The sequence below is a fragment of the Actinoallomurus sp. NBC_01490 genome, assembly GCF_036227085.1.
GTDB lineage: Bacteria > Actinomycetota > Actinomycetes > Streptosporangiales > Streptosporangiaceae > Actinoallomurus > Actinoallomurus oryzae.
In genome coordinates, this window is record NZ_CP109433.1 from 2,226,739 (window position 1) to 2,251,616 (window position 24,878).

The 24,878-nt window shown below is 72.9% G+C and carries 17 protein-coding genes; 13 read left to right on the forward strand and 4 right to left on the reverse strand.

The genetic code is table 11. From position 1 onward, the window contains the following. The first annotated feature begins 4 nt into the window (after positions 1-4). The 7 genes from OG417_RS11065 (at position 5) to OG417_RS11095 (ending at position 12,579) form a co-directional block, all read left to right on the forward strand. Positions 5-1,348 carry a carotenoid oxygenase family protein gene (locus tag OG417_RS11065; RefSeq protein ID WP_329253642.1) on the forward strand — a complete coding sequence of 448 codons (1,344 nt, stop codon included), beginning with the start codon at positions 5-7 and terminating at the stop codon, positions 1,346-1,348. Positions 1,349-1,456: 108 nt separating this feature from the next. Continuing rightward, on the forward strand, positions 1,457-1,942 hold the full coding sequence (locus OG417_RS11070) for a hypothetical protein (protein ID WP_329253645.1): 486 nt from the start codon (positions 1,457-1,459) through the stop codon (positions 1,940-1,942). 76 nt (positions 1,943-2,018) lie between these two features. After that, positions 2,019-5,399: a DUF4132 domain-containing protein gene (locus OG417_RS11075; protein WP_329253647.1), complete on the forward strand. Its 3,381-nt coding sequence runs from the start codon at positions 2,019-2,021 to the stop codon at positions 5,397-5,399. Between the two features lie 16 nt (positions 5,400-5,415). Further along, entirely contained in the window at positions 5,416-6,507 is a 1,092-nt protein-coding gene (locus OG417_RS11080; RefSeq protein ID WP_329253649.1) for an ATP-binding protein, read from the forward strand. Continuing rightward, complete coding sequence (locus tag OG417_RS11085) at positions 6,507-8,882, forward strand: DUF5682 family protein (RefSeq protein ID WP_329253651.1); 2,376 nt, start codon at positions 6,507-6,509, stop codon at positions 8,880-8,882. The genes OG417_RS11080 and OG417_RS11085 overlap by 1 nt, the downstream gene beginning before the upstream one ends. Beyond that, positions 8,879-10,219 (forward strand): VWA domain-containing protein, encoded by a 1,341-nt coding sequence (locus tag OG417_RS11090; RefSeq protein ID WP_329253654.1) that lies wholly within the window; start codon positions 8,879-8,881, stop codon positions 10,217-10,219. The genes OG417_RS11085 and OG417_RS11090 overlap by 4 nt, the downstream gene beginning before the upstream one ends. Then, on the forward strand, positions 10,216-12,579 hold the full coding sequence (locus tag OG417_RS11095) for a hypothetical protein (protein WP_329253656.1): 2,364 nt from the start codon (positions 10,216-10,218) through the stop codon (positions 12,577-12,579). The genes OG417_RS11090 and OG417_RS11095 overlap by 4 nt, the downstream gene beginning before the upstream one ends. A gap of 107 nt (positions 12,580-12,686) precedes the next feature. Here the strand turns inward: OG417_RS11095 and OG417_RS11100 are convergent, their stop codons facing one another. Then, positions 12,687-13,238 (reverse strand): HAD domain-containing protein, encoded by a 552-nt coding sequence (locus tag OG417_RS11100; RefSeq protein ID WP_329253660.1) that lies wholly within the window; start codon positions 13,236-13,238, stop codon positions 12,687-12,689. A gap of 32 nt (positions 13,239-13,270) precedes the next feature. After that, complete coding sequence (locus OG417_RS11105) at positions 13,271-14,371, reverse strand: NADH:flavin oxidoreductase/NADH oxidase (protein WP_329253662.1); 1,101 nt, start codon at positions 14,369-14,371, stop codon at positions 13,271-13,273. A 123-nt stretch (positions 14,372-14,494) separates the two neighbouring features. Between OG417_RS11105 and OG417_RS11110 the strand changes: the two genes are divergently transcribed. Together OG417_RS11110 and OG417_RS11115 are read left to right on the forward strand one after the other, a co-directional pair. Continuing rightward, positions 14,495-14,839 (forward strand): ArsR/SmtB family transcription factor, encoded by a 345-nt coding sequence (locus OG417_RS11110; protein ID WP_329253666.1) that lies wholly within the window; start codon positions 14,495-14,497, stop codon positions 14,837-14,839. 137 nt (positions 14,840-14,976) lie between these two features. Continuing rightward, entirely contained in the window at positions 14,977-15,375 is a 399-nt protein-coding gene (locus OG417_RS11115) for a response regulator (RefSeq protein ID WP_329253670.1), read from the forward strand. On the opposite strand, the gene OG417_RS11120 is transcribed toward OG417_RS11115, so the two are convergent. Further along, positions 15,362-16,063, reverse strand: a complete 702-nt coding sequence (locus tag OG417_RS11120) for a response regulator transcription factor (RefSeq protein ID WP_329253673.1) — start codon at positions 16,061-16,063, stop codon at positions 15,362-15,364. The two genes, OG417_RS11115 and OG417_RS11120, sit on opposite strands and share 14 nt — an antisense overlap. Positions 16,064-16,807: 744 nt before the next feature. On the opposite strand from OG417_RS11120, the gene OG417_RS11125 reads away from it, so the two are divergent. Continuing rightward, on the forward strand, positions 16,808-20,929 hold the full coding sequence (locus OG417_RS11125) for a HAMP domain-containing protein (protein ID WP_329262234.1): 4,122 nt from the start codon (positions 16,808-16,810) through the stop codon (positions 20,927-20,929). Positions 20,930-21,055: 126 nt separating this feature from the next. Here the strand turns inward: OG417_RS11125 and OG417_RS11130 are convergent, their stop codons facing one another. Beyond that, positions 21,056-21,757: a response regulator transcription factor gene (locus OG417_RS11130; RefSeq protein WP_329253676.1), complete on the reverse strand. Its 702-nt coding sequence runs from the start codon at positions 21,755-21,757 to the stop codon at positions 21,056-21,058. A 226-nt stretch (positions 21,758-21,983) separates the two neighbouring features. Here OG417_RS11130 and OG417_RS11135 point away from each other — a divergent pair, with 226 nt between their 5' ends. From OG417_RS11135 to OG417_RS11145, 3 genes are read left to right on the forward strand one after another with little or no spacing between them, the layout of a single operon-like run. Continuing rightward, positions 21,984-22,277, forward strand: coding sequence for a circadian clock KaiB family protein (locus tag OG417_RS11135; RefSeq protein WP_329253679.1), 294 nt, complete (start codon positions 21,984-21,986; stop codon positions 22,275-22,277). Next, a complete protein-coding gene (gene kaiC / locus OG417_RS11140) occupies positions 22,274-23,839 on the forward strand; it encodes a circadian clock protein KaiC (protein WP_329253682.1) in 1,566 nt (521 codons plus the stop codon). Before OG417_RS11135 ends, kaiC begins: the two co-directional genes overlap by 4 nt. Further along, positions 23,836-24,864 carry a PAS domain-containing sensor histidine kinase gene (locus OG417_RS11145; RefSeq protein WP_329253686.1) on the forward strand — a complete coding sequence of 343 codons (1,029 nt, stop codon included), beginning with the start codon at positions 23,836-23,838 and terminating at the stop codon, positions 24,862-24,864. Before kaiC ends, OG417_RS11145 begins: the two co-directional genes overlap by 4 nt. The last annotated feature ends 14 nt before the right edge of the window (positions 24,865-24,878 follow it).

Consider the following 24,878-nt stretch of genomic DNA (forward strand, 5'->3'; position numbering starts at 1 on the left):
ACCGATGCCCGCAGCGCACCTCGCCGGGAACTACGCTCCCGTCGCCGAAGAGCTCACCGCGTACGACCTGCCCGTGACCGGCCGGGTGCCGGACGCCCTGAGCGGCTGGTACCTCCGTAACGGGCCCAACCCGCACGACGCCGCCTCCGGGCACTGGTTCTTCGGCGACGGCATGGTCCACGGCGTACGCCTCGACGGGGGCCGCGCCACCTCGTACCGCAACCGCTGGGTCCGCACCAAGACCTTCACCGACGGCGCGCCGCTGCGCGACGGCGAGGGGCGCCTCGACCTCGCGGCCGGCGTCGCCAACACCCACGTCGTCCGGCACGCGGGTCGTACGCTCGCGCTGGTCGAGTCGTCCTTCCCGCACGAGCTGCACCTGTCCGGGAGCGCGCCGCTGCCGCCGGGCGTCTGCGACCTCGACACGGCCGGCCCGTACGACTTCGGAGGACGGCTGACGACCGCGATGACCGCGCATCCGAAGACCTGCCCGACGACCGGTGAGATGCACTTCTTCGGGTACGGCGTCGAGGCGCCGTACCTCACCTACCACCGCGCCGACGCCGCCGGCGACCTGGTGATCAGCCGGCCCGTCGACGTCCCCGGCCCGACGATGCTGCACGACTTCAACCTCACCGCCGGCCACGTCGTCTTCATGGACCTGCCCGTGGTGTTCGACCTGGAGCTCGCGCTCGCCGGCACCATGCCGTACCGCTGGGACGACGGGTACGGCGCCCGCCTGGGCGTCCTGCGCCGCGACGACCCGTACGGGACGGTCCGCTGGTTCGACATCGACCCGTGCTACGTCTTCCACCCGCTCAACGCGCACGACGACGGCGACCGCATCGTCGTCCACGTGATGCGCTACGCCGAGCTGTGGCGGGGCGGGCCGCGGTCGGGCGGCGTGACGGAGGAGGCCACGCTGTGGCGCTGGACCCTCGACCTGGCCGCCGGGACGGTACGTGAGGAGCAGATCGACGACCGCTCGGCGGAGTTCCCGCGCGTCGACGACCGTCTCGTCGGGCTCGACTCCCGGTTCGGGCACGTCACCACGACCGGTGGCGACGCGGAGGGCGGCGCGCTGCTCCGGTACGACCTGCGGACCGGTACGGTCACCGCGCACGAGTTCGGGCCGGGGCGGTTCCCGGCAGAGGCGTCCTTCGCCCCCGCCGACGACGTGCCGGGCGGCGCCGGCTGGCTGCTGACCTACGTCTACGACGCCGCGACCGACCGCAGCGACCTGGTCATCCTGGACGCCGGTGACCTGGCCGCGCCGCCGGTGGCGAGCGTCCACCTGCCCGTCCGCGTCCCGTACGGCTTCCACGGCAACTGGCTCGCCGACCGGTGAAGCCGGTGAAGACCGCCATATGCCGGTAATCGGTGGGTTCGGGGTCGTACGGTGGCTTGTGGTCCCCGTGCGGCCCCGAACGGCCGTCGCGGCTGATGGAGGTGACGCATGGCGCAGCACGTCTGCTCGTTGAAGTTCGACGCCGAACGGGACGGCGGCCCGCTGTCCGTCGCGCCCGGCGATGACTACCACCTCGTGCCCTTCCCGTACGGGTCGGCGGAGAGCTACGACCCCGACAACATGCACGCCGAGACGCGCGACGGGACCCGCCATCCGTTCCCCTCCGACCGGGCGAGCGGGCTGATCTGGCCGGGCCACCAGGCGTGGGGACGCCTGTACGCGATGATCCAGTGGGAGACCGCCTCGGGCGGCGCGGCCACCGAACTGCGCGACCAGTTCGCACGCGACCCGCTGGGCAAGATCGACACCACCTGCACCGAGCACCGCAGGGCCACGCCCGGCATGCAGTGCTTCGCCAAGTCGTGGGCCATCTTCGTCTCACCGGACGTGCCGCTGGGCCTGCGCGTCGCCCACAACGCCTCCCGCTCGCTGGACGTCGTGCTGGCGGAGTTCAAGATCGAATACGAGGCGTGAACCCGCGCGGAGACTGTCGGAGCCGCTCGTTACCGTGTCCCGCGAACCGCTCGAACGGACGTCTGTGGAGGCACGCGTGCGGCATACCGAGGTGGCCGAGCCGGCGCCGGGGGGAGACACCCTCCCGGACGAGGAGACCTTCGAGATGCCGGCCTCCTGGCGGCGCGTCGCGCGCCGCCGGCGCGGCGGGCCGCCCCGCACGCCGGTGACCGTCGACGGTGGAGCGGCCGTCAGGGTCGCCGGGTGGACCGAGCGCGCGGCGGAGCGTACGGCGCAGTCGCTGGCCGACCCGGAGAGCGACCAGGCCCTCGCCGAAGAGATGCGCGCCCACCTCGCCGGCCGGGTCACGCCGCGCGCCGCCGCCCTGCTCGCGCACGTCGCCGCCGCGCCCGACGACCACGAACGCTCCGCGGTGGACGATCACGCGGCCTTCGCCGACGCCTGGGCGTCGGCACACGGCCTGGCGTTCGCCGCCGCCGCGACGGCCGAGATCGCCGACACGGGTCTGCAGGTCTGGTGGCAGGGCACGGCCCGGCGGGAGCGCCGGTGGCGGCTGCGCGCCCATCCCACCGGCCAGCACTCGTTCTGGAGGTGGCCGTGGCAGCCGGTGGCCGACCGGATGCGCGACCTGCTGGCCGACGCGCCGGAGGAGGACTACCGGGCGGCCGTCGAGACGCTCGCCGCCCACCGGCGCACCGGGGTGCAGCGCGTGCTGGTCTCGTACCTGGTGCCGACCGAGACGGCGTGGATGGACGAGTGCTGCGCCGAGGCCGCGTCTCACCGCCAGGCGGTCCTGGCCACCATGCTGTTCTGCTCGGTCGGCTCGGCCGGGCAGCTCGCCGCGCTCACGGCGAGCTCGAGCCTCGGGTACGGCCAGTGGTCCCGCCGTGTGCTCGCCACGCTGATCGAGGCGGCCGGTGTCGACCCGGTGGTCGCGCTGATGGCCGGCGCCTTCGGCGCCGCGTACGCCGACGACCGCCAGGTGGGCGCCGAGGTGCTGAGCCGGCTGCCCACCGACGAGGCCTTCGGCGTGCTGCTCGACCACCGGGGCGAAAAGCACGTGCAGCCCGCGCTGCTCGACGCGATGAAGCGCTATCCGGTACGCGCGGTGCGGCTGCTGGCCCCCGCCGCCGTCGGTTCCTCCAAAGAGGCCGCCGCGGCGCTCGACCTGCTCGCCGGACACGTCCGGGACCACCCCGAGGCGGCCGCCGCCGCGCTGCCCGCCCTGGCGGCGGAGGCGCGGGCGACGGTCGAGCGGCTCGCCGCCGAGACGGCCGACCGGGCCGAGCGGGTCGCGACGGCGCCGGCGGAGGCGTTGCCCCCTCTCCTGGCCGCACCGCCGTGGACGCGCCCCCGCAAGCCGGCCAGGCCGATCGTGATCGCGGACCTGACGCCCCCGGACGGTTCCTCGATCGTCTGGCCGGACGGCCGGCGCGACGAATGGCTGCGGTCGGCCTCGGAGTACGCCGACCACCTTGTCAGAAGTGACTGGCCGGACATGATCCGCCGATACCGGGCCCGCGAGCTGAACTTCGTCGAGGAGGAGGCACTGTTCACTCTGGGGCCGGTGGACGCCCTCCGCCCGTACGTCGCCGACTGGACCACCCCGGTGCACTACTACGGCGCGGAGCAGTGGATGCGCCCGATCATCGCCCGCTTCGAGCTCGACGCCCTGCGGCCGACGCTCGGCATCGTCGTGGGCGAGTCGCCGAGCGTGGTCGGCGGGCTGCTGCTGCCCTTCCTCGACGTCCGCGTGGCCCGGCTGATGGCCGACTGGCTGGTCCGGCTGAAGTCCGCGCGCAAAATCGCGACCGGCTGGCTCGCCTGGCACGGCCTGAGCACCGTGCCCTTCCTGGTCCCCGACGCCGTCGGCCCGGCGGGCCGGTCCCGTACGGGCGCGGAGGCGGCGCTGCGGCACCTCGCGTCCACCCACGACGCGCACGCCGTGGTCACGGCGGCGAAGTTCCACGGCGACGAGGCGGCGGCTGCCGTCGAGGCGATGCTCGCCGCCGACCCGCTGGACAGCGTCCCGGCCCGGCTGCCCAAGGTCGGCGACTGGCTCGAGCAGAGGCGGCTGCCGCAGGTGCTGCTCCGCGACCGCGCGCAGGCGCTGCCGCCCGAGGCCGCCGGCCACATCGTCACGATGCTCACGATCTCCATGGCCGGTGAGCCGTACGCCGGGCTGGAGGTCGTCCGGGAGACGTGCGACCGGGCGTCCCTGGCCGAGTTCGGCTGGGCGGTGTTCCGGCAGTGGCGGCTCGCGGGGATGCCGGCCAAGGACGGCTGGGCGCTGGCCGGGCTGGGCCGCCTGGGCGACGACGAGACCGTACGCCGGCTCACGCCGATCATCCGGGCCTGGCCGGGCGAGGGCGGTCACACCAGGGCCGTCGCCGGGCTGGAGGTGCTGGCCGGGATCGGATCCGAGATCGCCCTGATGCACCTGAACGGCATCGCCCAGCGAGTGAAGTTCAAGGCGCTGAAGGACCGCGCCCGGGAGAAGATCGAGGAGGTCGCCGAGGGGCTGAGGCTGAGCCCGGAGCAACTGGCGGACCGGCTGGTACCCGACTTCGGGCTCGACGACCAGGGGAGCATGGTCCTCGACTACGGGCCGCGGCGGTTCGTGGTCGGCTTCGACGAGCAGCTCAAGCCGTACGTTCTGGACGAGACCGGCAAGCGGCGCAAGGACCTGCCGGCGCCGGGAGCGCGCGACGACGACAAGGCGCTCGGCGAGCGCAAGCGGTTCGCCGCGCTGAAGAAGGACGTGCGGACCGTCGCCGGCGACCTGATCCGCCGGCTGGAGACGGCCATGGTCACGCGGCGCGGCTGGAGCACGGCGGAGTTCGCGGACCTGTTCGTCGGGCATCCGCTGACCTGGCACATCGCCCGTCGCCTGGTCTGGGTGGGCGTCGGCGGCGCCGAGTTCCGCATCGCCGAGGACCGTACGCTCGCCGACCGCGACGACAACACCGTGCCCGTGCCGGACGGGCCGATCCGCATCGCCCATCCGCTCGACCTTCCCGGCACGCTGGAGGCGTGGTCGGAGGTGTTCGGCGACTACGAGATCCTGCAGCCGTTCCCGCAGCTCGGACGGCCGGTGTACACCCTGACCGAGGAGGAGCGGGCGGGTTCGCGGCTGACCCGGTTCGAGGGAGCCACGGTGCCGACCCGCGCGGTGATCGGCCTCGAACGCCGCGGCTGGCTCCGCGAATCTCCCCAGGACGCCGGCATCCAGGGCTCGATCTCCCGCCCGGCGGGAGACGGCCGCTACGTCGTGATCTTTCTGGACCCCGGTATCGCGGTGGGCGCCCCGGAGATGTTCCCCGATACCCGGCTCGACTCGATCTCGCTCACGGACCGGCCGGACGGCTACGGGTCCCGAGGTTCGCTGCGGTTCGGCGACCTCGACCCGGTGACGGCGTCGGAGGTCATCGCCGAACTCACCGAGCTGACCGCCTGACCCCCGGAGCACCCGAATGACGACCGAAGAGACCTTCCAGCGCCCGCCCGCGGAGATCCGTTACGCCGACGAGCTGGCCCGGCTGCGCGACGACGACCGGGGCGGCCGGCCGCCGGGCTGGTCGCTCAGCCTCCAGGCGGCGCGCGCCTTCATCGTCGGCGACGAGCGGCGCGGGATCCGCCGCAAGTTCGTCGGCGACCCCTCGCTGATCGATCGCGCGCTGGTGAGCCTGGCCACGAGCCGCGGCCTGCTCCTGGTCGGCGAGCCGGGCACCGCCAAGTCGCTGCTGTCCGAGCTCATCGCCGCCGCGGTGAGCGGCACCTCGACCCTCACCATCCAGGGCGGCGCGGCCACCACCGAGGATCAGATCAAGTACTCCTGGAACTACGCGCTGCTCGTCTCCGAAGGTCCCTCGCCGCGGTCGCTCGTCCCGGCGCCGCTGCTCACGGGCATGGCGGAGGGCAAGATCGTACGGTTCGAGGAGATCACCCGTTGCCCGCTGGAGGTCCAGGACTCGCTGCTGTCGCCGCTGTCCGAACGCGTGCTGGCGATCCCCGAGCTGAACGGCGCCGACGGCATGGTCTTCGCCCGCCAGGGCTTCAACATCATCGCCACCGCCAACACGCGCGACCGGGGCGTGAACGACATGAGCGCGGCGTTGAAACGCCGCTTCAACTTTGAGACCGTGTTCCCGATCGCGGACTTCACCACCGAGCTCGACCTGGTCGAGGCCGAGGCGCGGGCACTGCTGGAGGCCTCCGGCGTCACCGTGCCGCCGCGTCGCGACGTACTGGAGGTGCTGGTCACCACCTTCCGCGAGCTGCGCGCCGGCACGGCCGCGGACGGTGCGCCCACCGACCGCCTGTCGACCATGATGAGCACCGCGGAGACGGTGTCGGTGGCCCACGCGGTCGGGCTGCGCGGCTGGTTCCTGCGCGGAGAGCCGGGCACCGCGGCCGACATCGTCGCCTGCCTCGCCGGCACGGCGGCCAAGGACAGCGCCGACGACCTGGCACGACTACGCCGCTACCTCGAACAGCAGGTGCCCCGGCGGCGCGGCGACCAGTGGCGGGCCCTGCATGACGCCCGGCACCTGCTGCCCGGCTGATGCCCGTCACGTTCATCGGGGTCCGGCACCACAGCCCGGCCTGCGCCCGGCTGGTCGAGCGCACCATCGAGGCGCTGCGGCCCGCGTACGTCCTGGTCGAGGGGCCGGCCGACGTCAACGACCGGCTCGACGAGCTGCTGCTCGGGCACGAACTCCCGATCGCGATCTTCAGCCACTACCGCGACGACGAGCGTTCCCACCTGTCGTGGGCGCCGTTCTGCGCCTACTCGCCCGAATGGGTGGCCCTCACGGTGGGCCGCGCCCACGGCGCGGAGCTGCGGTTCATCGACCTGCCCGCCTGGCACCCGGCGCTGGCCGGCCGCCGCAACCGGTACGCGGACGCCGAGCAGCGCTACGCCGACGTGGCCGACCGCCTCTGCCGGGCGTTCGCCGTGGACAACGTCGACGCCCTGTGGGACCGCCTGGTCGAGGTCGAACCCGACGACGGCCTGGACGAACGGCTCGCGACCTACTTCGACCTCGTCCGCGGCGACACGGAGGCGGGAGAGGACGATACGGCACGTGAGGCGTACATGGCGGCCTGGGTACGCGCGGCCGCCGCCGCCGCGGGAGACCGCCCGGTCGTCGTGGTCACCGGCGGCTTCCACCGCCCCGCCCTCCGCCGCCTCGTGGCTGAGCCGGGTGGTGATGAGGCGGGTGGTGGCTGGCCGGAGATTCCCCGCCCGGCGGCAGGGGCCGTGGCCGGGAGCTACCTGGTGCCCTACTCCTTCCGGCGGCTCGACGCCTTCTCCGGATACCAGTCCGGCATGCCGTCGCCCGAGTACTACCAGCGGCTGTGGGAACAGGGTGCGGACGCCGCCGCGGACGGCCTGGTCGAGGCGGTCGCGACGAGGCTGCGGAGGCGCGGTGTCGCCGTCTCGACCGCCGACCTCATCGCCGCCCGCACTCTGTCCGCGGGGCTCGCACGGCTGCGCGGCCACCCGCACCCGGCCCGTACGGACATCCTCGACGGGCTGGTCAGCGCGCTCGTCTCCGACGATCTCGACCAGCCGCTGCCGTGGACCCGGCGCGGGGCGCTCGCGTCCGGTGCCCATCCGGTCGTGGCCGAGATGGTGGCCGCGCTGAGCGGCGACCGGACCGGCCGCCTGCACCCGGACACGCCCGCGCCACCGCTCGTCCACGCCGTCGAGGCCGAGCTGACGCGTCTCGGCCTCGACCGTACGGGCACGGTCGAGCTGGACCTCAGCGACGGCGGCGATCTCATCCGCGCCCGTGTACTGCACCGCCTGCGGGTGCTGGGCATACCCGGGTACACGCGGGTATCCGGGCCGGCCTCCGGCGCGGACCCGGTGCTCGACGAGCGCTGGGAACTCACCGACCACGAGGCGCGCACGCCCGCGCTCATCGAGGCCGGGGCGTACGGCGGCACGCTCCGTGACGCCGCGACCGCCGTGCTCGCCGAGGGAGTCGCCGCCGCAGGGACGGATCCGGGCGCCCTCGCCGCACTGCTCTTCGACGCCGCCCTGTGCGGCGTCACCGACCTGTCCGAGCAGATCACCGAACTCATCGCCGCGAACATCGCCGGCGCCCGCGAACTGGGTCCGCTCGGTGAGGCGCTCGCCACGGTGCTCGGCCTCTGGCGGCACGACCGCGTGCTCGGCACCGCCGGCAGCCCGATGTACGCCGCGGTGATCGACGGTGCGGTGACACGGGTGCTGTGGCTCGCCGAGGGCGTGCACGGCGGCCCCGCCCCGGCCGACCTGGCCCGCCTGCGCGCGGTCACCGCCACCAGGGACGCCCTCCTGCACGCCCACGAGGTGCTCTCGACCGGCAGAGACGCCGCCCTGGACGTCATGGCCCGCATCGGCGCCGACCGCGACGCGCCGCCCGACCTGCGCGGCGCGGCGTTCGGGTTCGGCTGGTCGCTCGGTGCCTCCGTCGACCCCGTACGCGCGCTGCGCGGCGCCGCCGGCGCGGACACGCTCGGCGACTGGCTGGCGGGCCTGTTCGCCCTGGCCCGCGACGAGGTCCTCGCCGCCGGGAGGTCGGCCGGGGTGGGTTGGTCGGGGGAGGCCGGGAGGTCGGCCGGGGTGGGTTGGTCGGGGAAGGCAGGCGGGTCGGCCGGGGGCGATGGGGCGGGGGATGCCGAGGGTGGTGTGCTCGCGGTGCTGGACGACCTCATCACCACGATGCCGGACTTCCTGGCCGGGCTGCCCGCGCTCCGGCAGGCGTTCGCCTACTTCCCGCCGCGCGAGCGGGAGCTGATCGCCCGGCGGCTGCTCGAACGCCGTCGGCTCACCGGGTCGGCCCGTGCACTCCTCCGTACGACGGCCGACCCGCCACTGATCGCGGAGGCGAAGGCGCTCGAGGACCGGGCGGGCCGACTGCTCGCCGGAGAGGGACTGCTGCCATGAGCGAGCGAGGCGAGAAGACCGAAGGCGCGGTTCCGGCGGTGGCCGGCTCCGGTGGAGGAGAGGTGCCGGGCGAGCGGGATGAGGAGGTGGAGGGCGCGGCTGCGGTGGTGGCCGGCCCCGGCGGAGGAGGTGCGGTGGGCGAGCGGGGTGAGGGGATCGAGGGGGCGGTTCCGAGGGTGGATGCCTCCGGCGGGGGAGGTCACGTGACCGCGCTCGATCCGGGGCTCGAACGCTGGAGGCTCGTGCTCGGGGCGCCCGCCGAGACGTGTACGGGCGGCCTGACGGGGGACGCCGTCGCGAGCGACAGGGCGCTGGACTGGCTCTACGGCCGCGACCCCGACCTGGCCCGCCGCGGCGTACGGCGTGGTGGTGGCCGTCAGGCCGGGTCCGGGCCTTCGGCGCTGACCACGGTCGACTGGCTCGACGACATCCACCGGCTGTTCCCCCGGGAGACCATCGAGCGGCTCGAACGCGACGCCGTCGAGCGGTACCAGATCCACGAGGTGGTCACCGACCCCGACGTCCTGTCCCGCGTCGAGCCCAACCCGACCCTGCTCCGCGCCGTCCTGCGCACCAAGCACCTGATGAACCCCGAGGTCCTCCGGCTCGCGCGGCGCATCGTCGAGGACGTCGTACGTGACCTGATGAAGCGGATCGCGCCCGAGGTACGGCAGGCGTTCAGCGGCACCCGCTCACGGAGGCCGAGCCGGCTGCGGCAGGCGCGCAATTTCGACTTCCGCGGCACGATCCGGGCCAACCTGGCGCACTACCAGCCGGAGGAGCGGCGGATCCTGATCGAGCACCCGAAGTTCGTCTCCCGCGTGCGCCCGCACCTCGAACAGTGGCAGCTCGTGCTCATCGTCGACCAGTCCGGTTCGATGGTCGGGTCGGTGATCCACTCCGCCGTGACCGCCGCCTGCCTGTGGAACCTCCCCGGCCTCAAGACCCACCTCATCGCGTTCGACACCAGCGTGGTCGACCTGACCGCGGACGTCACCGACCCGGTCGAGCTGCTGCTCAAGGTGCAGCTCGGCGGCGGCACCGACATCGCACGCGCGGTTGAGTACGGCGCGGGCCTGATCGAGAACCCGCGCCGCACCATCCTCGCCGTCATCACCGACTTCTACGAGGGCGGCGACGAACACCGGCTCGTCCGCACCGTGGCCCGGCTGGCGGAGCAGGGCACCCGGGTGCTCGGGCTCGCCGCGCTCGACGAGGAGGCCAACCCCTCCTACGACCGTGCGCTGGCCCAGCGGCTCGCCGACGTCGGCGCCCACGTCGGGGCGATGACACCGGGGCAGCTCGCCGCCTTCGTCGCCGAACGGATCGGCCGATGACGCGCGCCGACCTGCTCGCCCTCGACACCGACGCCCTGGTGGCGCTGGCCAACCGCGGACTGGTCAAGCGGGCGGCCAGAGAGCTGGACGCCGGCGCCGTACCGACCCTGTCGACCGACGCGGACGGCGCCGTACGCGGGCGGTTCCCCGACGGTGTCGAGGTCGTCTTCCCGGTGGGCGCCGGGCTCGACACGGCCTCGTGCACATGCCCGGCGACGGGTGTCTGCCGGCACCGGGTCGGGTTGGTCCTCGCCTACCAGCGCGAGACGGAGTCCGCTGAGTCCGGACCGGCGGAGGAGTGGTCGCCGGGAAGCATCGACGATGAGACGCTCCGCCAGGTGCTGGGCGCCCGAACGGTGACCGCCGCCCGCCGCCGGCGCACCGCGGGCTACTACGCCCACGTCCACCGGGACACGCCGGCGCCGTGGGTCGAGCTGGCGACCTGCACCGTACGGTTCCTGGTCCCGGGGGAGCTCGGATACGCCCACACCGATGCGGTAGGCCCCGACCACGACGAGGCGATCGTGCTGGCCATCTGGGCGTTCCGCGAAGCAGACGAACGCGCCCCGGGCGAGCGCGACGTCCGCCTCGACCTGGGCGGCCCGGAAGAGACACCGGGCGATACGCCGAAGGCCGGTGCTGCGCCGCCGGACCACGGGCCCGAGCGGCCGCGGAGCGGTGCGCCGGAGTCGGCTGACCAGGCCGAGGCGTCGGAAGCCGATGTGGTGGCTTCCGGCGGCGGGTCCGAGCCGCGGCAGAGTGATGGGGCGGGTCCGGGGGACGCCGCTGCGGTGAATTCGGGTGCTTCGGCCGGGGTGCCGGAGGGCGGTGAGGCCGCGCCGGGACGCGCCGACGTGGTGGAGTCCGGTGGTCGGGTCGGGGTGCCGGAAGGCGGCGTGGCGGAGTCCGGTGGTCGGGCCGGGGCGCCGGAGGGCGGGGAGACAGGGCCTGGCGGTGCGGCAGGAGTGGGCGGTGCAGTAGGGCCTCGCGATGCCCGCGGGGCCGAGGACGACGTCGGATCTGGTGCCCGGTCGGGCGGCGGGATTCGGGTTCACGTCGGTATGGAGTCCGCGGTCGAGCTTGCCACCGAGTTGCTGGCCGAGGGGGCCATGCATGCCGGTCCCGTTCTCGGGGCGGCGTTGCGCCGGATGCGCCGGACCGTTGGTGAGCAGGGGCTGCACTGGCCCGCCGGGGCGCTGGATGATCTCGCCGAGCAGCTGGACGCGTACGCCGCCCGGGGCGCGCGTTACGCGGCGGAGCGCTATGCCGAGCTGCTCACCGAGCTGCACGCGCGCCGGCGTGCGGCTGCCGCTGGGGGGTTGCGTTCGCAGATCCTGGGGGCCGGGGAACCAGGGCGGACACCGTTGCGGCGCGTACGGCTCGTAAGCCTTGGCTGCCGCGTCGGCGGCACTGTGGACGAGCGCGTCGCCGACGTCTTTCTCGCGCACGCCGGGGACGGCACGGTCCTGGTGCTCCGGCGGCGCTGGGACGTACCGCCGGAGGAGCAGCCGACAGGCCACGAACTGACCAGGCGCCGGGTCGCGGGCACGTCGCTCGGTGCCCTGGCCGTGGCGAACCTGGTCTCGGAGTCCGCCTCGCGCAGCGCCAGCCGGGTCGTGCACATCGCCCAGGGCCGGATCGCCAAGACGACGGTCATGCCGGTGGGCGACGCCTGGTCGCGGCTGCCCGAACCGGTGATGGTCCGCGACCTGGCGGCCGCCTCCCGCGCGCTGGAAGAACTGCCGCCCCGGCTCATCCGGCCCCGTGTGGCGGCCGAGCACGTACGGGTCGTCGAGGTCGCCGAGGTGCGCCAGATCGGCTACCACCCGGGCGACCAGCGGCTGGACGCCGTGATCGCCGACGCGGCGGGAGGCACCGCCACGGTCGCGGCGGAGTACCGCGCGCACTGTCCCGGAGCCCTGGACGCCCTCGCCGCCGCGCTGGGTGACGGCCCCCGCCTCATCACCGGGTTCCTGCGCCGCGGCCGGGGCGCCCTGCTGATGGACCCGATCGCGGTTCTCGGCGCCGGCGGCATCACGGTGCCGGACCTCGCTCCGGGGGAGGGCGACGGTGAGCTGGCCGTCCAGATGCCCACCGCCCGCGACCGGCTGGACACGGCGCTGGAGGCCGCGCTCACGGGCTTCGCGGAGATCGCCCACCGAGGTCTGCGCCATGCGACACCGGGTGTCCACCGGAGGATCGAGGAGGCGGCCGCCGAACTCCGCCGGGTCGGCCTGACGGCGACGGCGGACACGGCGACCGCCTTCCTGACGGCCTGCCGGACCGGCGACGCGGACGCGATGACCCGTACCTGGGTCGACGCCCAACTCCGCCTCATCACCACCGCCGAACTCCGATGAGAGACCACCGGCCACCCCCACCCGCCGAACCGCAGAGGTCATGAGTGTGGGCACCGGATCGGTTCGAGCCTGGGCGTCGGGGTCGCGGATACGCCGGCCGGGGAGTGTCAGCGCGTTGCCGAGGCGGCCCGGGGCCAGGACAGAAGCCGGTTCACGTGCCGGCGGGTCAGACCGTCGTCCGGGTCGACCGGAACGAGCAGGATCCCCCGGTACGGCCATGCCTGGCGCCGGACCCTCAGCGGGATGACGTCGTCGACCCATGCGAACGGACGGCCGTCGGCATGGCGGAGGATCGGGGCCCACTTGCGCGTCTCGAAGAGCTGCAGGACGCCGAACCTCGGATCGTCACGCCGGCGCCGGTACGCGGAGAACTCCACGACCGGCAGCTCCGGAAGACCGAGCAGCGGGCCGAGGTGCTCATTGGCGAGATGTTCCCACGTCGTCGCCCAGACGAGCTCGTACCGTGCGGACAGCTCCCGCAGCCACTCGCCGTGCTCCGGGAACAGCCGTACGGCCGGTCCGCCGGTCTCGTGGCGCACGAACCGCGCCGGGTCGGACGGCGCCAGCGGGTTCAGCACGCCGTCCACGTCCAGGTACAGCAACGGACGCGCGGCCGGCCGGCTCCCCGGCCGGGGAACACCCCCGATGCCCCACGCCATCGGATCAGTACGAGTGAGTGCCGGGCGCCGGGTCAGACGGCGCGGTGGTACTGGTCGGGCCAGGACGGGGCGGCACCGAGGTCCCGGGCGGCGCGATTGGGCCAGTACGGGTCGCGCAGCAGCTCACGCCCCAACAGTACGGCGTCGGCGTGCCCGGCGGTGATGATCTCCTCCGCCTGCCGCGGCTCGGTGATCTCACCGACCGCGCCGACGAGAAGGTCCGTCTCGGCCTTCACCCTGGCCGCGAACGGAACCTGGTAGCCCGGCCCGGTGGTGATCCGCGCCCCGGGGGCGATGCCACCGCTGGAGACGTCGAGCAGGTCGACGCCGTGGGCGAGCAGCTCCTTGGCCAGGCGTACGGTGTCGTCGGCGGTCCAGCCCTCGCGGTCGTCCTCCGGGTTCTCGCTCAGCCAGTCGGTCGCCGAGACGCGGTAGCACAGCGGCAGCTCGGCCGGCCACACCGCGCGGACGGCGTCGACCACCTCCAGCGCGAACCTCGTCCGGTTCTCGAACGACCCTCCGTACTCATCCGTGCGCCGGTTGGTGTGGGGGGAGGCGAACTCGTGGAGCAGGTAGCCGTGCGCGCCGTGGATCTCGATCACCTGGAAGCCCGCGTCCAGGGCGCGCCGGGCGGCGGCGGCGAAGTCGCCGGTGATGCGGTGGATCTGCTCGCGCGTCAGCTCCGCCGGCACCGGGTCACCGTCGTGGAACGCTCGCGGGCTCGGCGCGACCGGCTGCCAGCCGTACGGGTCGCCGGGTGCGATGGCCCGGCCGCCACGCCAGGGACGGTCGGTCGAGGCCTTCCGCCCCGCGTGGGCGAGCTGGATGCCGGGCACGCTGTCGTGCTCATGGAGGAAGCCGGTGATGCGGGCCAGCGCGTGCTGCTGGCGGTCGTTCCACAGGCCGAGGTCCGCCGGGCTGATCCGTCCCTCGGGGCTGACCGCGGTGGCCTCGGTGAAGATCAGGCCGGCGCCGCCCACCGCACGCGCCGCCTGGTGCGCGAAGTGCCAGTCGCCGGCGACACCGGTGTCCGGCCCCGTCTCGGGCGCGGAGTACTGGCACATCGGCGACATCCAGACCCGGTTGGGGATCCGCAGGTCGCGCAGGGTCAGAGGCTCGAACAGTGCGCTCACGGCCGTGCTCCTTCAGCAGGAATCGTAGTACGAGAGTCGCCGTATTACGGCAACTGTCAAACTACGATACACATCGAACTACGGCGTACAATGGCCGGAGCCGGCTGCGAAGGGACTTCGACCGTGACCGTCCGGACCCTCGATCATCCCGCCCGCGCGGACATCAGGCTGGAGGCCGTCCTCCACGCGCTGTCCGATCCGGTGCGCCTCCAGGTGGTGCGCTTCCTGGCCGGTCTGGCCGAGGGGGAGGAGGCGCCGTGCTCGGCCATCGACCTGGCGGTCACCAAGTCGACCACGACCCACCACTTCCGGGTGCTGCGCGAGGCCGGCCTGATCCACCAGGTCTACCGGGGTACGGCCAAGATGACCGCGATCCGCCGGGCGGACCTCGACGCGCTCTTCCCCGGCCTGCTCGACGCGGTACTGACCGCCGACGCCGCCCGGCGGTCGCGCGTGCCGGTCGGCTGACCGGCACGTCCGCGCGCCTGATCCGCGACGCCTCCAGCAGGTGATCATGGCCTCGTGGCGTCGGTACGGATACCCGCCATCCGAGTTTGGTGGCGTGCCCCCATGTGCGACGGCGCCGGCGGCGGGATCCTGAGGGCATGGACATGCGTTGCCTGATCGTCGACGATGACGCCGGGTTCCGCACCGCAATGGGTCACCTGCTCGAACGCGGCGGAGCCGTCGTCGCCGGCACGGCGTCCAACGGCGCGGAGGCGGTCGAACGCGCTCGCGACTCCCGGCCCGACGTCGTGTTGATCGACGTCCGCCTGGGATCGGAGAGTGGTTTCGACGTCGCCCGTCGCATCGACGAGAGCGCCGCCGATACGGGCTGGACGCCGGTGGTCGTACTGCTGTCGACCCAGGCCGAGGACGAGCTGGCCGCGAGCGTCGCCGCTCATCCGGCGTTCGGCTTCCTCGACAAGACCACCGTGTCCACCGCGCGGATCGGTGAACTGCTGTCCGCGGGCCGGGGACGTCAGGAGGTCAACCGGCGTTGAGGAAGGCGAGGACGGCGAGGACCCGCCGGTGGTCGGCGTCCGTCTCCGGCAGGCACAGTTTGGTCAGGATGCTGTGCACGTGCTTCTCCACCGTGGGCTCCGTTATCCACAGCTTGTGGACGATGCCGGCGTTCGACCGGCCTTCCGCCATCAGCGCGAGCACCTCGCGTTCGCGCGCGCTCAGCTTGGCCAGCGGGTCGATGCGCCGGTGGGCCGCGAACAGCCGCTGGACGAGGTACGGGTCGATCACCGAACCGCCCTTGCGGATGCGCTTCAGCGCGTCGGTGAGTTCCGACGGGTCGGTGACCCGCGTCTTGAGGAGGTAGCCGATGCGGTCGCCGCCGGACAGCAGTTCGATGGCGTGGTCCACCTCGACGTACGCCGACAGGACCAGGATCGCCACGGAGGGGAACTGCCGGCGGATCTCCGTGGCCGCCTGCAGTCCCTCGGTCGTGCCCGTCGGCGGCATGCGTACGTCCACGATCGCCAGGTCGGGAAGGTGCTCGCGGACCAGTTCGAGCAGCCGCCGGCCGTCGCCGGCCTGGCCGACCACGTCGAAGCCCGCGCGGGTCAGCAGGCTCGCCACGCCTTCACGCAGCAGGACGTCGTCGTCGGCGAGGACCACACGCCCTCGCTCCGGGTCATCGGGTTCGAGCACGAGCCGCCACTCTCCTAGTGCGGTGTCCACTGACGTTTCCCGGCTTGCGGGACGACGTGAGCGGATCCTCGCCGTGAGGCGAGCGACTCCCCGCCGCCCATCGGTGGGCGGACGAGGCGGGCCACCGCCGGCCAAGAGATCTGCCCGCCGATGTCCTGCCGGATGTGCCATGACGCAGCCGCCGGCCCGGCGAACGTCATGGTCCCCGTACTGGCATCACCAGGTTCCATGCTACGCGCGCCACCGTACGACCAGCGGTGATGTCTGACCGTAACGGTGTAATCCCGTGGTGTCACCTTTGGAGGAGATCTGCGGCGACATATTCGCCAACCAGCGACTTGTCACTTAGGGTCAAAACCAGTACGGCGACGGGGGATGTCGCGTACGGCGACGCCAGGCTCGCCACAACATCATCGTTCAGGCCCCAGCCTGGACCGTTCAGCTCCCGCCCGTGTTCCTGCCGGGCGGGGCCGGAAGTCACGGCCGCCCGTTTCCGTCCGCCGGACTGCGGACATGGGCGCCGCCGACGCCTCACTCTCCGACCACATCACGTCAGTCCGGCGCACCGGCTCGTGCCGCGATCACGCGCCCCTGGTGAGCACCGGGGTGCCGGCCGTACGGGCGGAATCCGGCCGGTGAGGCCCACGGAACCCAGGGGCCGGCATCCGGCGGTGACGGGGGGAAATCCAGGTGAGCACGATCGTAGAAGAAGTGAATCATCCGCCCGGCGACGGGTGGATCCGTGTGAGCGAGCTCCGGCCGCTGCTGGCCGCGATGCCGGCCTTGCGCGACGGCGACTTCCGGGTGCGGTTGCCCGCCGAACACGAGGGGATCACGGCGGACCTGGCCCGGGCGTTCAACCAGATCGCCGACCGGCAGCAGCACTTCGCGGACGAGCTGGCACGCGTGACCCGCGAAGTGGTCCGCCACGGCCGGCTGGACGAACGCCTGTGCCCGGCGCCGGGCGGCGCCTGGTCGGGGAGCGTCGAGTCGATGAACACGCTGATCGACGCGCTGGTGATCCCCACGGCGAACGCCACCCGCGTCCTGGACGCGGTCGCGGGCGGCGACCTGTCCCAGCGGATGGACACCGGCGACGGCAAGCACCCCCTGCGCGGTGACCTGCGCCGGCTCGGCCAGCGGATCAACCAGATGGTCGAGCAGCTGTCGATGTTCACCGGTGAGGTGACCCGCCTCGCCCGCGAGGTCGGCACGGAGGGCCGGCTCGGCGGGCGTGCGAAGGTGCGCGGGCTGTCGGGGAGCTGGCGTGACGTGACCGAGGCGGTCAACACGATGGCCGACCGGCTGACCGCCCAGGTGCGCGACATCGCGGTGGTCACCAAGGCGGTGGCGAGCGGCGACCTGACCCGGTCCGTGACGGTCGAGGCGACCGGCGAGCTGCTGGAGCTCAAGCTGACCGTCAACACGATGGTGGATCAGCTGTCGGCGTTCGCCGGTGAGGTGACGCGGGTGGCCGGTGAGGTCGGCACGGAGGGGCGGCTCGGCGGCCGGGCCCAGGTGCGTGGGGTCTCGGGGGTGTGGAAGGACCTCACCGACAACGTGAACTTCATGGCGTCGAACCTGACGTCGCAGGTGCGCAACATCGCCCAGGTCACCACGTCGGTGGCGAACGGCGACCTGTCCAAGAAGATCACGGTGGACGCCCAGGGTGAGATCCTCCAGCTCAAGTCGACCGTCAACACGATGGTGGATCAGCTGTCGGCGTTCGCCGGTGAGGTGACGCGGGTGGCCCGTGAGGTCGGCACGGACGGCAACCTCGGCGGCCGGGCCCAGGTGCGCGGGGTCTCGGGGGTGTGGAAGGACCTCACCGACAACGTGAACTTCATGGCGGACAACCTGACATCGCAGGTCCGCAACATCGCCCAGGTGGCGACGGCGGTCGCCCAGGGCGACCTGGGCAAGAAGATCGACGTCGACGCCCGCGGCGAGATCCTCGAACTCAAGACGACGATCAACACGATGGTGGATCAGCTGTCGGCGTTCGCCGGTGAGGTGACGCGGGTGGCCCGTGAGGTCGGGACCGAGGGCAACCTCGGCGGGCAGGCGCAGGTGCGCGGGGTGTCGGGGGTGTGGAAGGACCTCACCGACAACGTGAACTTCATGGCCTCGAACCTGACCTCGCAGGTGCGCAACATCGCCCAGGTCACCACGTCCGTGGCGAACGGCGACCTGTCCAAGAAGATCACGGTGGACGCCCAGGGCGAGATCCTCCAGCTCAAGACCACGGTGAACACCATGGTCGACCAGCTCTCCGCCTTCGCGGACGAGGTCACCCGGGTGGCCCGTGAGGTCGGGACCGAGGGCGACCTGGGCGGCCGGGCGCAGGTGCGCGGGGTGTCGGGGGTGTGGAAGGACCTCACCGACAACGTCAACTTCATGGCCGCCAACCTGACGTCGCAGGTCCGCAACATCGCCCAGGTGGCGACGGCGGTCGCCCAGGGCGACCTGGGCAAGAAGATCGACGTCGACGCCCGCGGCGAGATCCTCGAACTCAAGACGACGATCAACACGATGGTCGACACACTGTCCTCGTTCTCCTCCGAGGTCACCCGGGTGGCCCGCGAGGTCGGCAGCGAGGGACGGCTGGGCGGTCAGGCGCGGGTCGAGGGCGTGCACGGCACCTGGAAGCGCCTGACGACGAACGTCAACGAACTGGCCGGCAACCTCACCACCCAGGTCCGCGCGATCGCCGAGGTCACCTCGGCCGTCGCCCAGGGCGACATGTCCCGCCACATCACGGTCGAGACGCACGGCGAGGTCTCGGAGCTGAAGGACAACATCAACCTGATGGTCTCCAACCTCCGCGAGACGACCCGGGCGAAGGACTGGCTGGAGACCAACCTGACCCGTCTCGCCGGCCTGATGCAGGGCCACCGTGACCTGGTGGAGGTCGCCGACCTGATCCTGCGGGAGCTGACTCCGCTGGTGAACGCCCAGTACGGCGCGTTCTTCCTCGCCGACACCGAGGCCGGCGGCGACTGGCCCGGCCGCCGGGCCGGCCGTGAGCGCGGTCTCGCGCTGATCGCCGGGTACGGCCTGCAGGACGGAGACACCGCCGAGTGCGGAGCGCTGGCCCAGGGCCTCGTGTGGCAGGCCGCCCGAGAGAAGAAGCGGCTGCTCCTGGAGGACATCCCGCCGGACTACATCAAGATCAGTTCGGGGCTGGGGCAGTCGTCTCCGGCCAGCATCGTCATCATCCCGATCCTGTTCGAGGACACGCTGCTCGGCATCATCGAGCTGGCGTCGTTCTCCCGCTTCTCCGACGTGCACCTGGCCTTCTTCGACCAGTTCGTCACCACGATCGGCGTCGCGCTCAACACGATCCTCGCCAACGCCCGTACCGAGATGCTGCTCGCCGAGTCCCAGAACCTCGCGCAGCAGCTCCAGGAGCGCTCCGACGAACTGCAGCGGCAGCAGGCCGAGCTCCAGCACTCCAACGACGAGCTGGCCGAGAAGGCCGCCCTGCTGGCCTCTTCGTCGCAGTACAAGTCGGAGTTCCTGGCCAACATGTCGCACGAGCTGCGCACGCCGCTCAGCTCGATGCTGATCTACGCGCGGCTGCTGGCCGACAACGCGCGGCAGAACCTCTCGGAGGAGGAGGTGACCTTCGCCACCAGCATCCACCGCTCCGGCTCCGACCTGTTGCAGCTCATCAACGACATCCTCGACCTGTCGAAGGTGGAGGCCGGCCGTCTCGACATCCGCCCCAAGAAGCTGCCGCTGGCCACGCTGCTCGACTACGTGAACGCCACGTCCCGGCCGATCGCCCTCGACCGCGGCCTGGAGTTCGCGGTGCACGTGGCCGAGGACGCGCCCGGCGAGCTGTTCTCCGACGAGCAGCGGCTCCAGCAGATCCTGCGCAACCTGCTGTCGAACGCGATCAAGTTCACGCCGCGGGGCCGGGTCACGCTCCGCGTCGAACGCGCCGCCACCGACGCCGCCCGCGAGGCCGGGGAGGTCATCGCCTTCACCGTGGAGGACACCGGCATCGGCATCGCCCGCGAGAAGCTCGGCACGATCTTCGAGGCGTTCGAGCAGGCCCACGGCGCCGGCAGCCACAAGTACGGCGGCACCGGCCTGGGCCTGTCGATCAGCCGGGAGCTCGCGTCGCTGCTCGGCGGCCGCATCACCGCGGAGAGCGAGCCCGGCGTCGGCAGCTCCTTCACCCTGTACGTCCCGGTCGTCCACCACGGCCATCCGACGGTCGGAGAGCCGCTGATCCGGATCGCCGAGCTCGAGCCGGGGCCCGGCGTCGAGGAGCCCGGCGCCGAGGAGGAGGACACGGACGCCATGCGCTGGCAGTCGCGGGACGACCGGCCCCGCGCCGCGACGCGGTTGGAGGAGTGGAACGCCGAACGCGCCGCGCGGATGCTGTCCGGCAAGATCCTCATCGTCGACGACGACATCCGGATCGTGATCGCGCTGACCCGGCTGCTGGCACGTGTCGGCCTGCCCGTCCGGTACGCGCTGAACGGCCGGGAGGCGATCGAGACCCTCGAACGCGACCCGGAGGTGTCCCTGGTGCTGATGGACATCATGATGCCGGTGATGGACGGGTACGAGGCCATCCGGGCGATCCGCGCCGAACCGCGGTACGCGGACCTGCCGGTCGTCGTGCTCAGCGCGAAGGCCATCCCTGGCGAACGCGAGAAGGCCATCGCGGCCGGGGCGAACGAGTACCTGCAAAAGCCCGTCGTGGACGTGGACCGGCTGCTGAAGATCGCCTGTGACCTGCTCGACCCGATGGCCGAGGAGAAGACCGCGGCCTCCGACGACGGGTCCCAGGCGGAGCGGCCGGGCCCGCGCGTCCCCGGATCGGGCTCGGAGGTCCGCCAGGCCGGTCGGGCGGACGGGGACACGGACGCGAGCGGGTAGCCGTCGGCTGTTCGTGCGCCCGGTGGTGCCCGGCCGGGGCAGGCGCCTCTTCGGACCCGGCGTCATGCCCGCGACCATGCGTCACGTGGCGGCCCGGACGACCGGCGCCGGCGTCACCGTTCACACCTACGAGCGCGCCGGCGACCCGGCGCCCGGCTCCTTCGCCCTCGACCCCGAACGCCCCGAACGCCCCTGACGACCCGCGGGGAGCAGCCCCGTGCGGGTGGCGGCGGCGACCGCCTCGCGGCGGCTGTGCGCCCCGAGCTTGCGCAGGATGTGCTTCACGTGGTCGCGGGCGGTGTGCTCGCTCATGCCCAGCCGGGCCGCGATCGCCCGCGCGCCGAGGTCCTGGCCCATCAGCGCCAGGACCTCCCTCTCCCGCCGGGTGAGGGAGGGCCGCTTCTCTTCGGCGGCCTGCGCGTGCCCGGCCCGGTGGAACTCGGCGACCAGCGCCGCGAACGTGCCGCCCGCTACCATCGCCCGTGCCGCCGGGGGCGTGCGGATCGCCGTGAGGACGTCGGGGAACGGCCCGTCTTTGGCCAGGAACCCGGCGGCGCCCGCCGCGAAGGCCGCGGCGAACAGCTCCGGCGTGGCGTCCCCGGTCAGGATGAAGATCCGGGCGTCCGGGCGCTCCGCCTTGATGAGCCGGGTGCCGTCGATGCCGTCGGCGCCCGGCAGATGGACGTCCATGAGCACGACGTCCGGATGCCGCTCACGGGCCAGCAGCAGCCCCTCCTCGGCGGTGCCCACCGCGCCGACGCACTCCAGGTCCGGTTGCGCGTCGATGGCGATCGCGAGGGCCTCGGCGAGGGTTCGCTGATCTTCCACGAGCAGTACTCGCGTCATCCGAACGCACGGCCCATGATCGGCACGCCTCCCGAGGGCCCGTGACCGCCGCCGACGCCCGTTCCGGTGTCCGGACCGTACGGCGCGGGTAGGCCGAGAACAGGACATTTCCCAGCGTACCCAGGCGTGCTGCTCCTCCCGTGGCCGAGCGCGGCGAGAGAAACCTGAGCGCGGCCCGGTGATCGCTTCCTCCGCCGTGGGGGGACCAATGATCGACTATTCCTTCCGGCTCTACGTCGCCGGGCGGACCGCCAGGTCCCAGGCGGCCGAGTCGAACCTGCGGCTGCTGTGCGAGGCGCGCCTGGCCTGCCACGCGATCGAGATCATCGACGTCACGGAGCGGCCCGACCAGGCCGAGGAGGCCCGGATCCTCGCCACCCCCACCGTCATCCGGCTCACCCCGCCGCCGCAGCTGCGGGTCGTCGGTGACCTGTCGGACCACGAACGCGCGGCCGCCGTGCTCGGGCTGCCCGGCCCGGTGCTGGAGGAGGGATCGCGATGACGGCACGCGCGCCGATCGAGCGGCTGCCGACCGGGATCAGCGGCTTCGACGACATCGCCGGGGGCGGCCTGCCCAAGGGCCGGCCCGCGCTCGTGACCGGCACAACCGGCAGCGGCAAGACCTTCTTCGCCATCGAGTTCCTCGCCCGCGGCATCCAGCTCTTCGGCCAGCCCGGGGTCTTCGTGACCGCCGAGGAGACCGCGGACTCCATCCGGCGCAGCGCGGCCTCGGTGGGTTTCGACGTCGAGGCGTGGGAGCGCGAGGGCCGGTGGGCCTTCGTCGACGCCTCGCCGCTCGACGGCGAGGAAGCGCCGGTCAGGACCGTCGGCGCGTACGACTTCGGCGCGCTGATGGCCCGCATCGACCACGCGATCCGCCGCAGTGAGGCGCGGCGGGTCGCCTTCGACTCGTTCAGCTCGATCATCGGCCGCTTCGACGACGTCGGCGTCATGCGGCGTGAGCTGGTCCAGATCGTCGCGGGCCTGAAGTCGCTCGGCGTCACGCTCGTGCTCACCTCCGAGCGGAGCGACGAGTACGACGGCATCTCCCGGTACGGGGTCGAGGAGTTCGTCCTCGACAACGTGGTCGTGCTCCGCAACGTCCTGCGGGACGAGCGACGGCGGCGGACCGTCGAGATCGTCAAGTTCCGCGGCCTGCCGCACCGTACGGGAGAGTGGCTGTTCACGATCGACCCGCGCGAGGGGTTCGTCGTCATCCCGCTGGGCGTGGCCCGTCCGCCGACGCGGGCGTCCACGGTCCGCGTGTCCACCGGCAACGCCGGGCTGGACGAGATGGTCGGCGGAGGCCTGTTCAAGGACGCGATCGCGTTGCTCACCGGGCCCGCCGGTGTCGGCAAGACGCTCACCGGCCTGAACTTCGCCTGCGGGGCCGGCACGGACGAGCGTTGCCTGTACTGCACGTTCGACGAGACCCGTGACCAGCTCGTACGCGACGCCGCCGGCTGGGGCCTGGACCTGGACGCGATGGAGGCGGCGGGCCGGCTGCGGGTGTTCGCCGACTCCCCCGAGTCGGCCTCGCCCGAGGAGCACTTCATGCACCTGCGGCACGCCGTGGCCGACTACGCGCCGAGCCGCCTCGTCATCGACACCCTCTCGTCGCTGGAGCGGGTCGTCTCGACGCGGTCGCTGCTCGACTTCGTCATCGCGCTCACGACCCTGGTCCGCGACCGGGAGATCACCACGCTCATCACGGCCGCCTACACCGGCCAGTCACCGCCGGGCGGGCCGCCGTCCGGCGGGATCGACATCGCCCGGGTCACCGACGTCACCATCATGCTCCGCTACGTCGAGCGCATCGGCGACATCCAGCGCGCGATCGCCGTGCTCCAGGCGCGCGGCAGCGGGCACGACCACGCCATCCGGCAGGTCACCATCGACGACGCCGGGATGCACATCGGCGATCCGCTGCCGCGAGTCGCGCACGTGCTGTCCGGCAGTGCCGCGCTGACCGAGCAGCCGCCGTGGCCGGCAGCGCCGGACGCGGCCGTACGGGAGCCCGCGGGCGGCACCGGCGCCGCGGGCGGAGAGCAGGCGGGCCCATGAGCGCCCCGACGTCCGGACGCTCCGCGCGGACCGGCCGGGACGCCGGGCAGGCGATCGTCTCGGCGTCGGCGGACGGCATCGTCCTCGTGGGCGACGACGGGCGCATCCGCTTCTGCAACCCCGCCGCCGAGGAACTGTTCGGCCGCCCCGCGGACGCCCTGCTGGGCGGCCCGTTCGGCTTCCCGATCGTCGCCGGCGGCGCCAGCGAGGTGGAACTGGTGCTGCCCGACGGCGGCGAGCGGATCGTGGAGATGCGCGTCACCGGCACGATCTTGGACGGAGAGCGCCTCCACGTCGCCGCCCTGCGCGACGTCACTCGCCGGCGCCGCCTCGAACAGGACCTGACGCGTGCGCTGGAGCGCCAGCACGCGACGGCGGCGGTGGTGGCCCACGAGCTCCGCAACCCGCTGGCGGCGATCCGTACGCTCGCCGACGTGCTGCGCGACCCCGCCGCGACGCTCACGCCGGAGCGGAGGGCCGACGTCGTCGACCGCATCGCGGAGCGTGCGGCGTTCCTCCAGGCGATGGTGGCCAAGCTCCTCACCGCGGCGCGCATCGACGAGGACACCGTACGGGCGCCGCTCGAACGCGTCCCCGTCCTGGAACTGACTCTCGAACACCTGGCGGAGTTCGGCGAGCGGGCCCGCGAGGTGGCCGTCACCTGCGACGCCGACCTGGTCGCGCACGTGAACCGCGGCGAGATGTCGGAGATGCTCGTCAACTGCCTGGAGAACGCGTTCGCCTACGGCCGGCCCCCGATCGAGGTGAGCGCGACCGAGGAGGACGGCCGGATCGAGCTGCGGATCAGCGACAGCGGCCCGGGCGTGGCGGAGGAGTTCGTCCCCTACCTGTTCGACCGCTTCGCCCGGGACCCGGACGCGGAGCGGCGGACCGAGGGCTCGGGGCTGGGACTGTGGATCGTCCGCCGCCTCGCCCGCGCGAACGGCGGCGAGGTGCGCTACGAGCGCGGCGACCGGGGCGGCGCCTGCTTCCGCATCAGCCTGCGGAGCGCGTCGGGCTCCTGACCTGTCAGTCTGTA

Coding starts and splice junctions, on each gene's coding strand:
- OG417_RS11065 (WP_329253642.1), top strand. CDS start 5: ATGCCCGCAGCGCACCTCGCCGGGAACTACGCTCCCGTCGCCGAAGAG.
- OG417_RS11070 (WP_329253645.1), top strand. CDS start 1,457: ATGGCGCAGCACGTCTGCTCGTTGAAGTTCGACGCCGAACGGGACGGC.
- OG417_RS11080 (WP_329253649.1), top strand. CDS start 5,416: ATGACGACCGAAGAGACCTTCCAGCGCCCGCCCGCGGAGATCCGTTAC.
- OG417_RS11085 (WP_329253651.1), top strand. CDS start 6,507: ATGCCCGTCACGTTCATCGGGGTCCGGCACCACAGCCCGGCCTGCGCC.
- OG417_RS11090 (WP_329253654.1), top strand. CDS start 8,879: ATGAGCGAGCGAGGCGAGAAGACCGAAGGCGCGGTTCCGGCGGTGGCC.
- OG417_RS11095 (WP_329253656.1), top strand. CDS start 10,216: ATGACGCGCGCCGACCTGCTCGCCCTCGACACCGACGCCCTGGTGGCG.
- OG417_RS11100 (WP_329253660.1), bottom strand. CDS start 13,238: ATGGCGTGGGGCATCGGGGGTGTTCCCCGGCCGGGGAGCCGGCCGGCC.
- OG417_RS11115 (WP_329253670.1), top strand. CDS start 14,977: ATGGACATGCGTTGCCTGATCGTCGACGATGACGCCGGGTTCCGCACC.
- OG417_RS11125 (WP_329262234.1), top strand. CDS start 16,808: ATGCCGGCCTTGCGCGACGGCGACTTCCGGGTGCGGTTGCCCGCCGAA.
- OG417_RS11135 (WP_329253679.1), top strand. CDS start 21,984: ATGATCGACTATTCCTTCCGGCTCTACGTCGCCGGGCGGACCGCCAGG.
- kaiC (WP_329253682.1), top strand. CDS start 22,274: ATGACGGCACGCGCGCCGATCGAGCGGCTGCCGACCGGGATCAGCGGC.
- OG417_RS11145 (WP_329253686.1), top strand. CDS start 23,836: ATGAGCGCCCCGACGTCCGGACGCTCCGCGCGGACCGGCCGGGACGCC.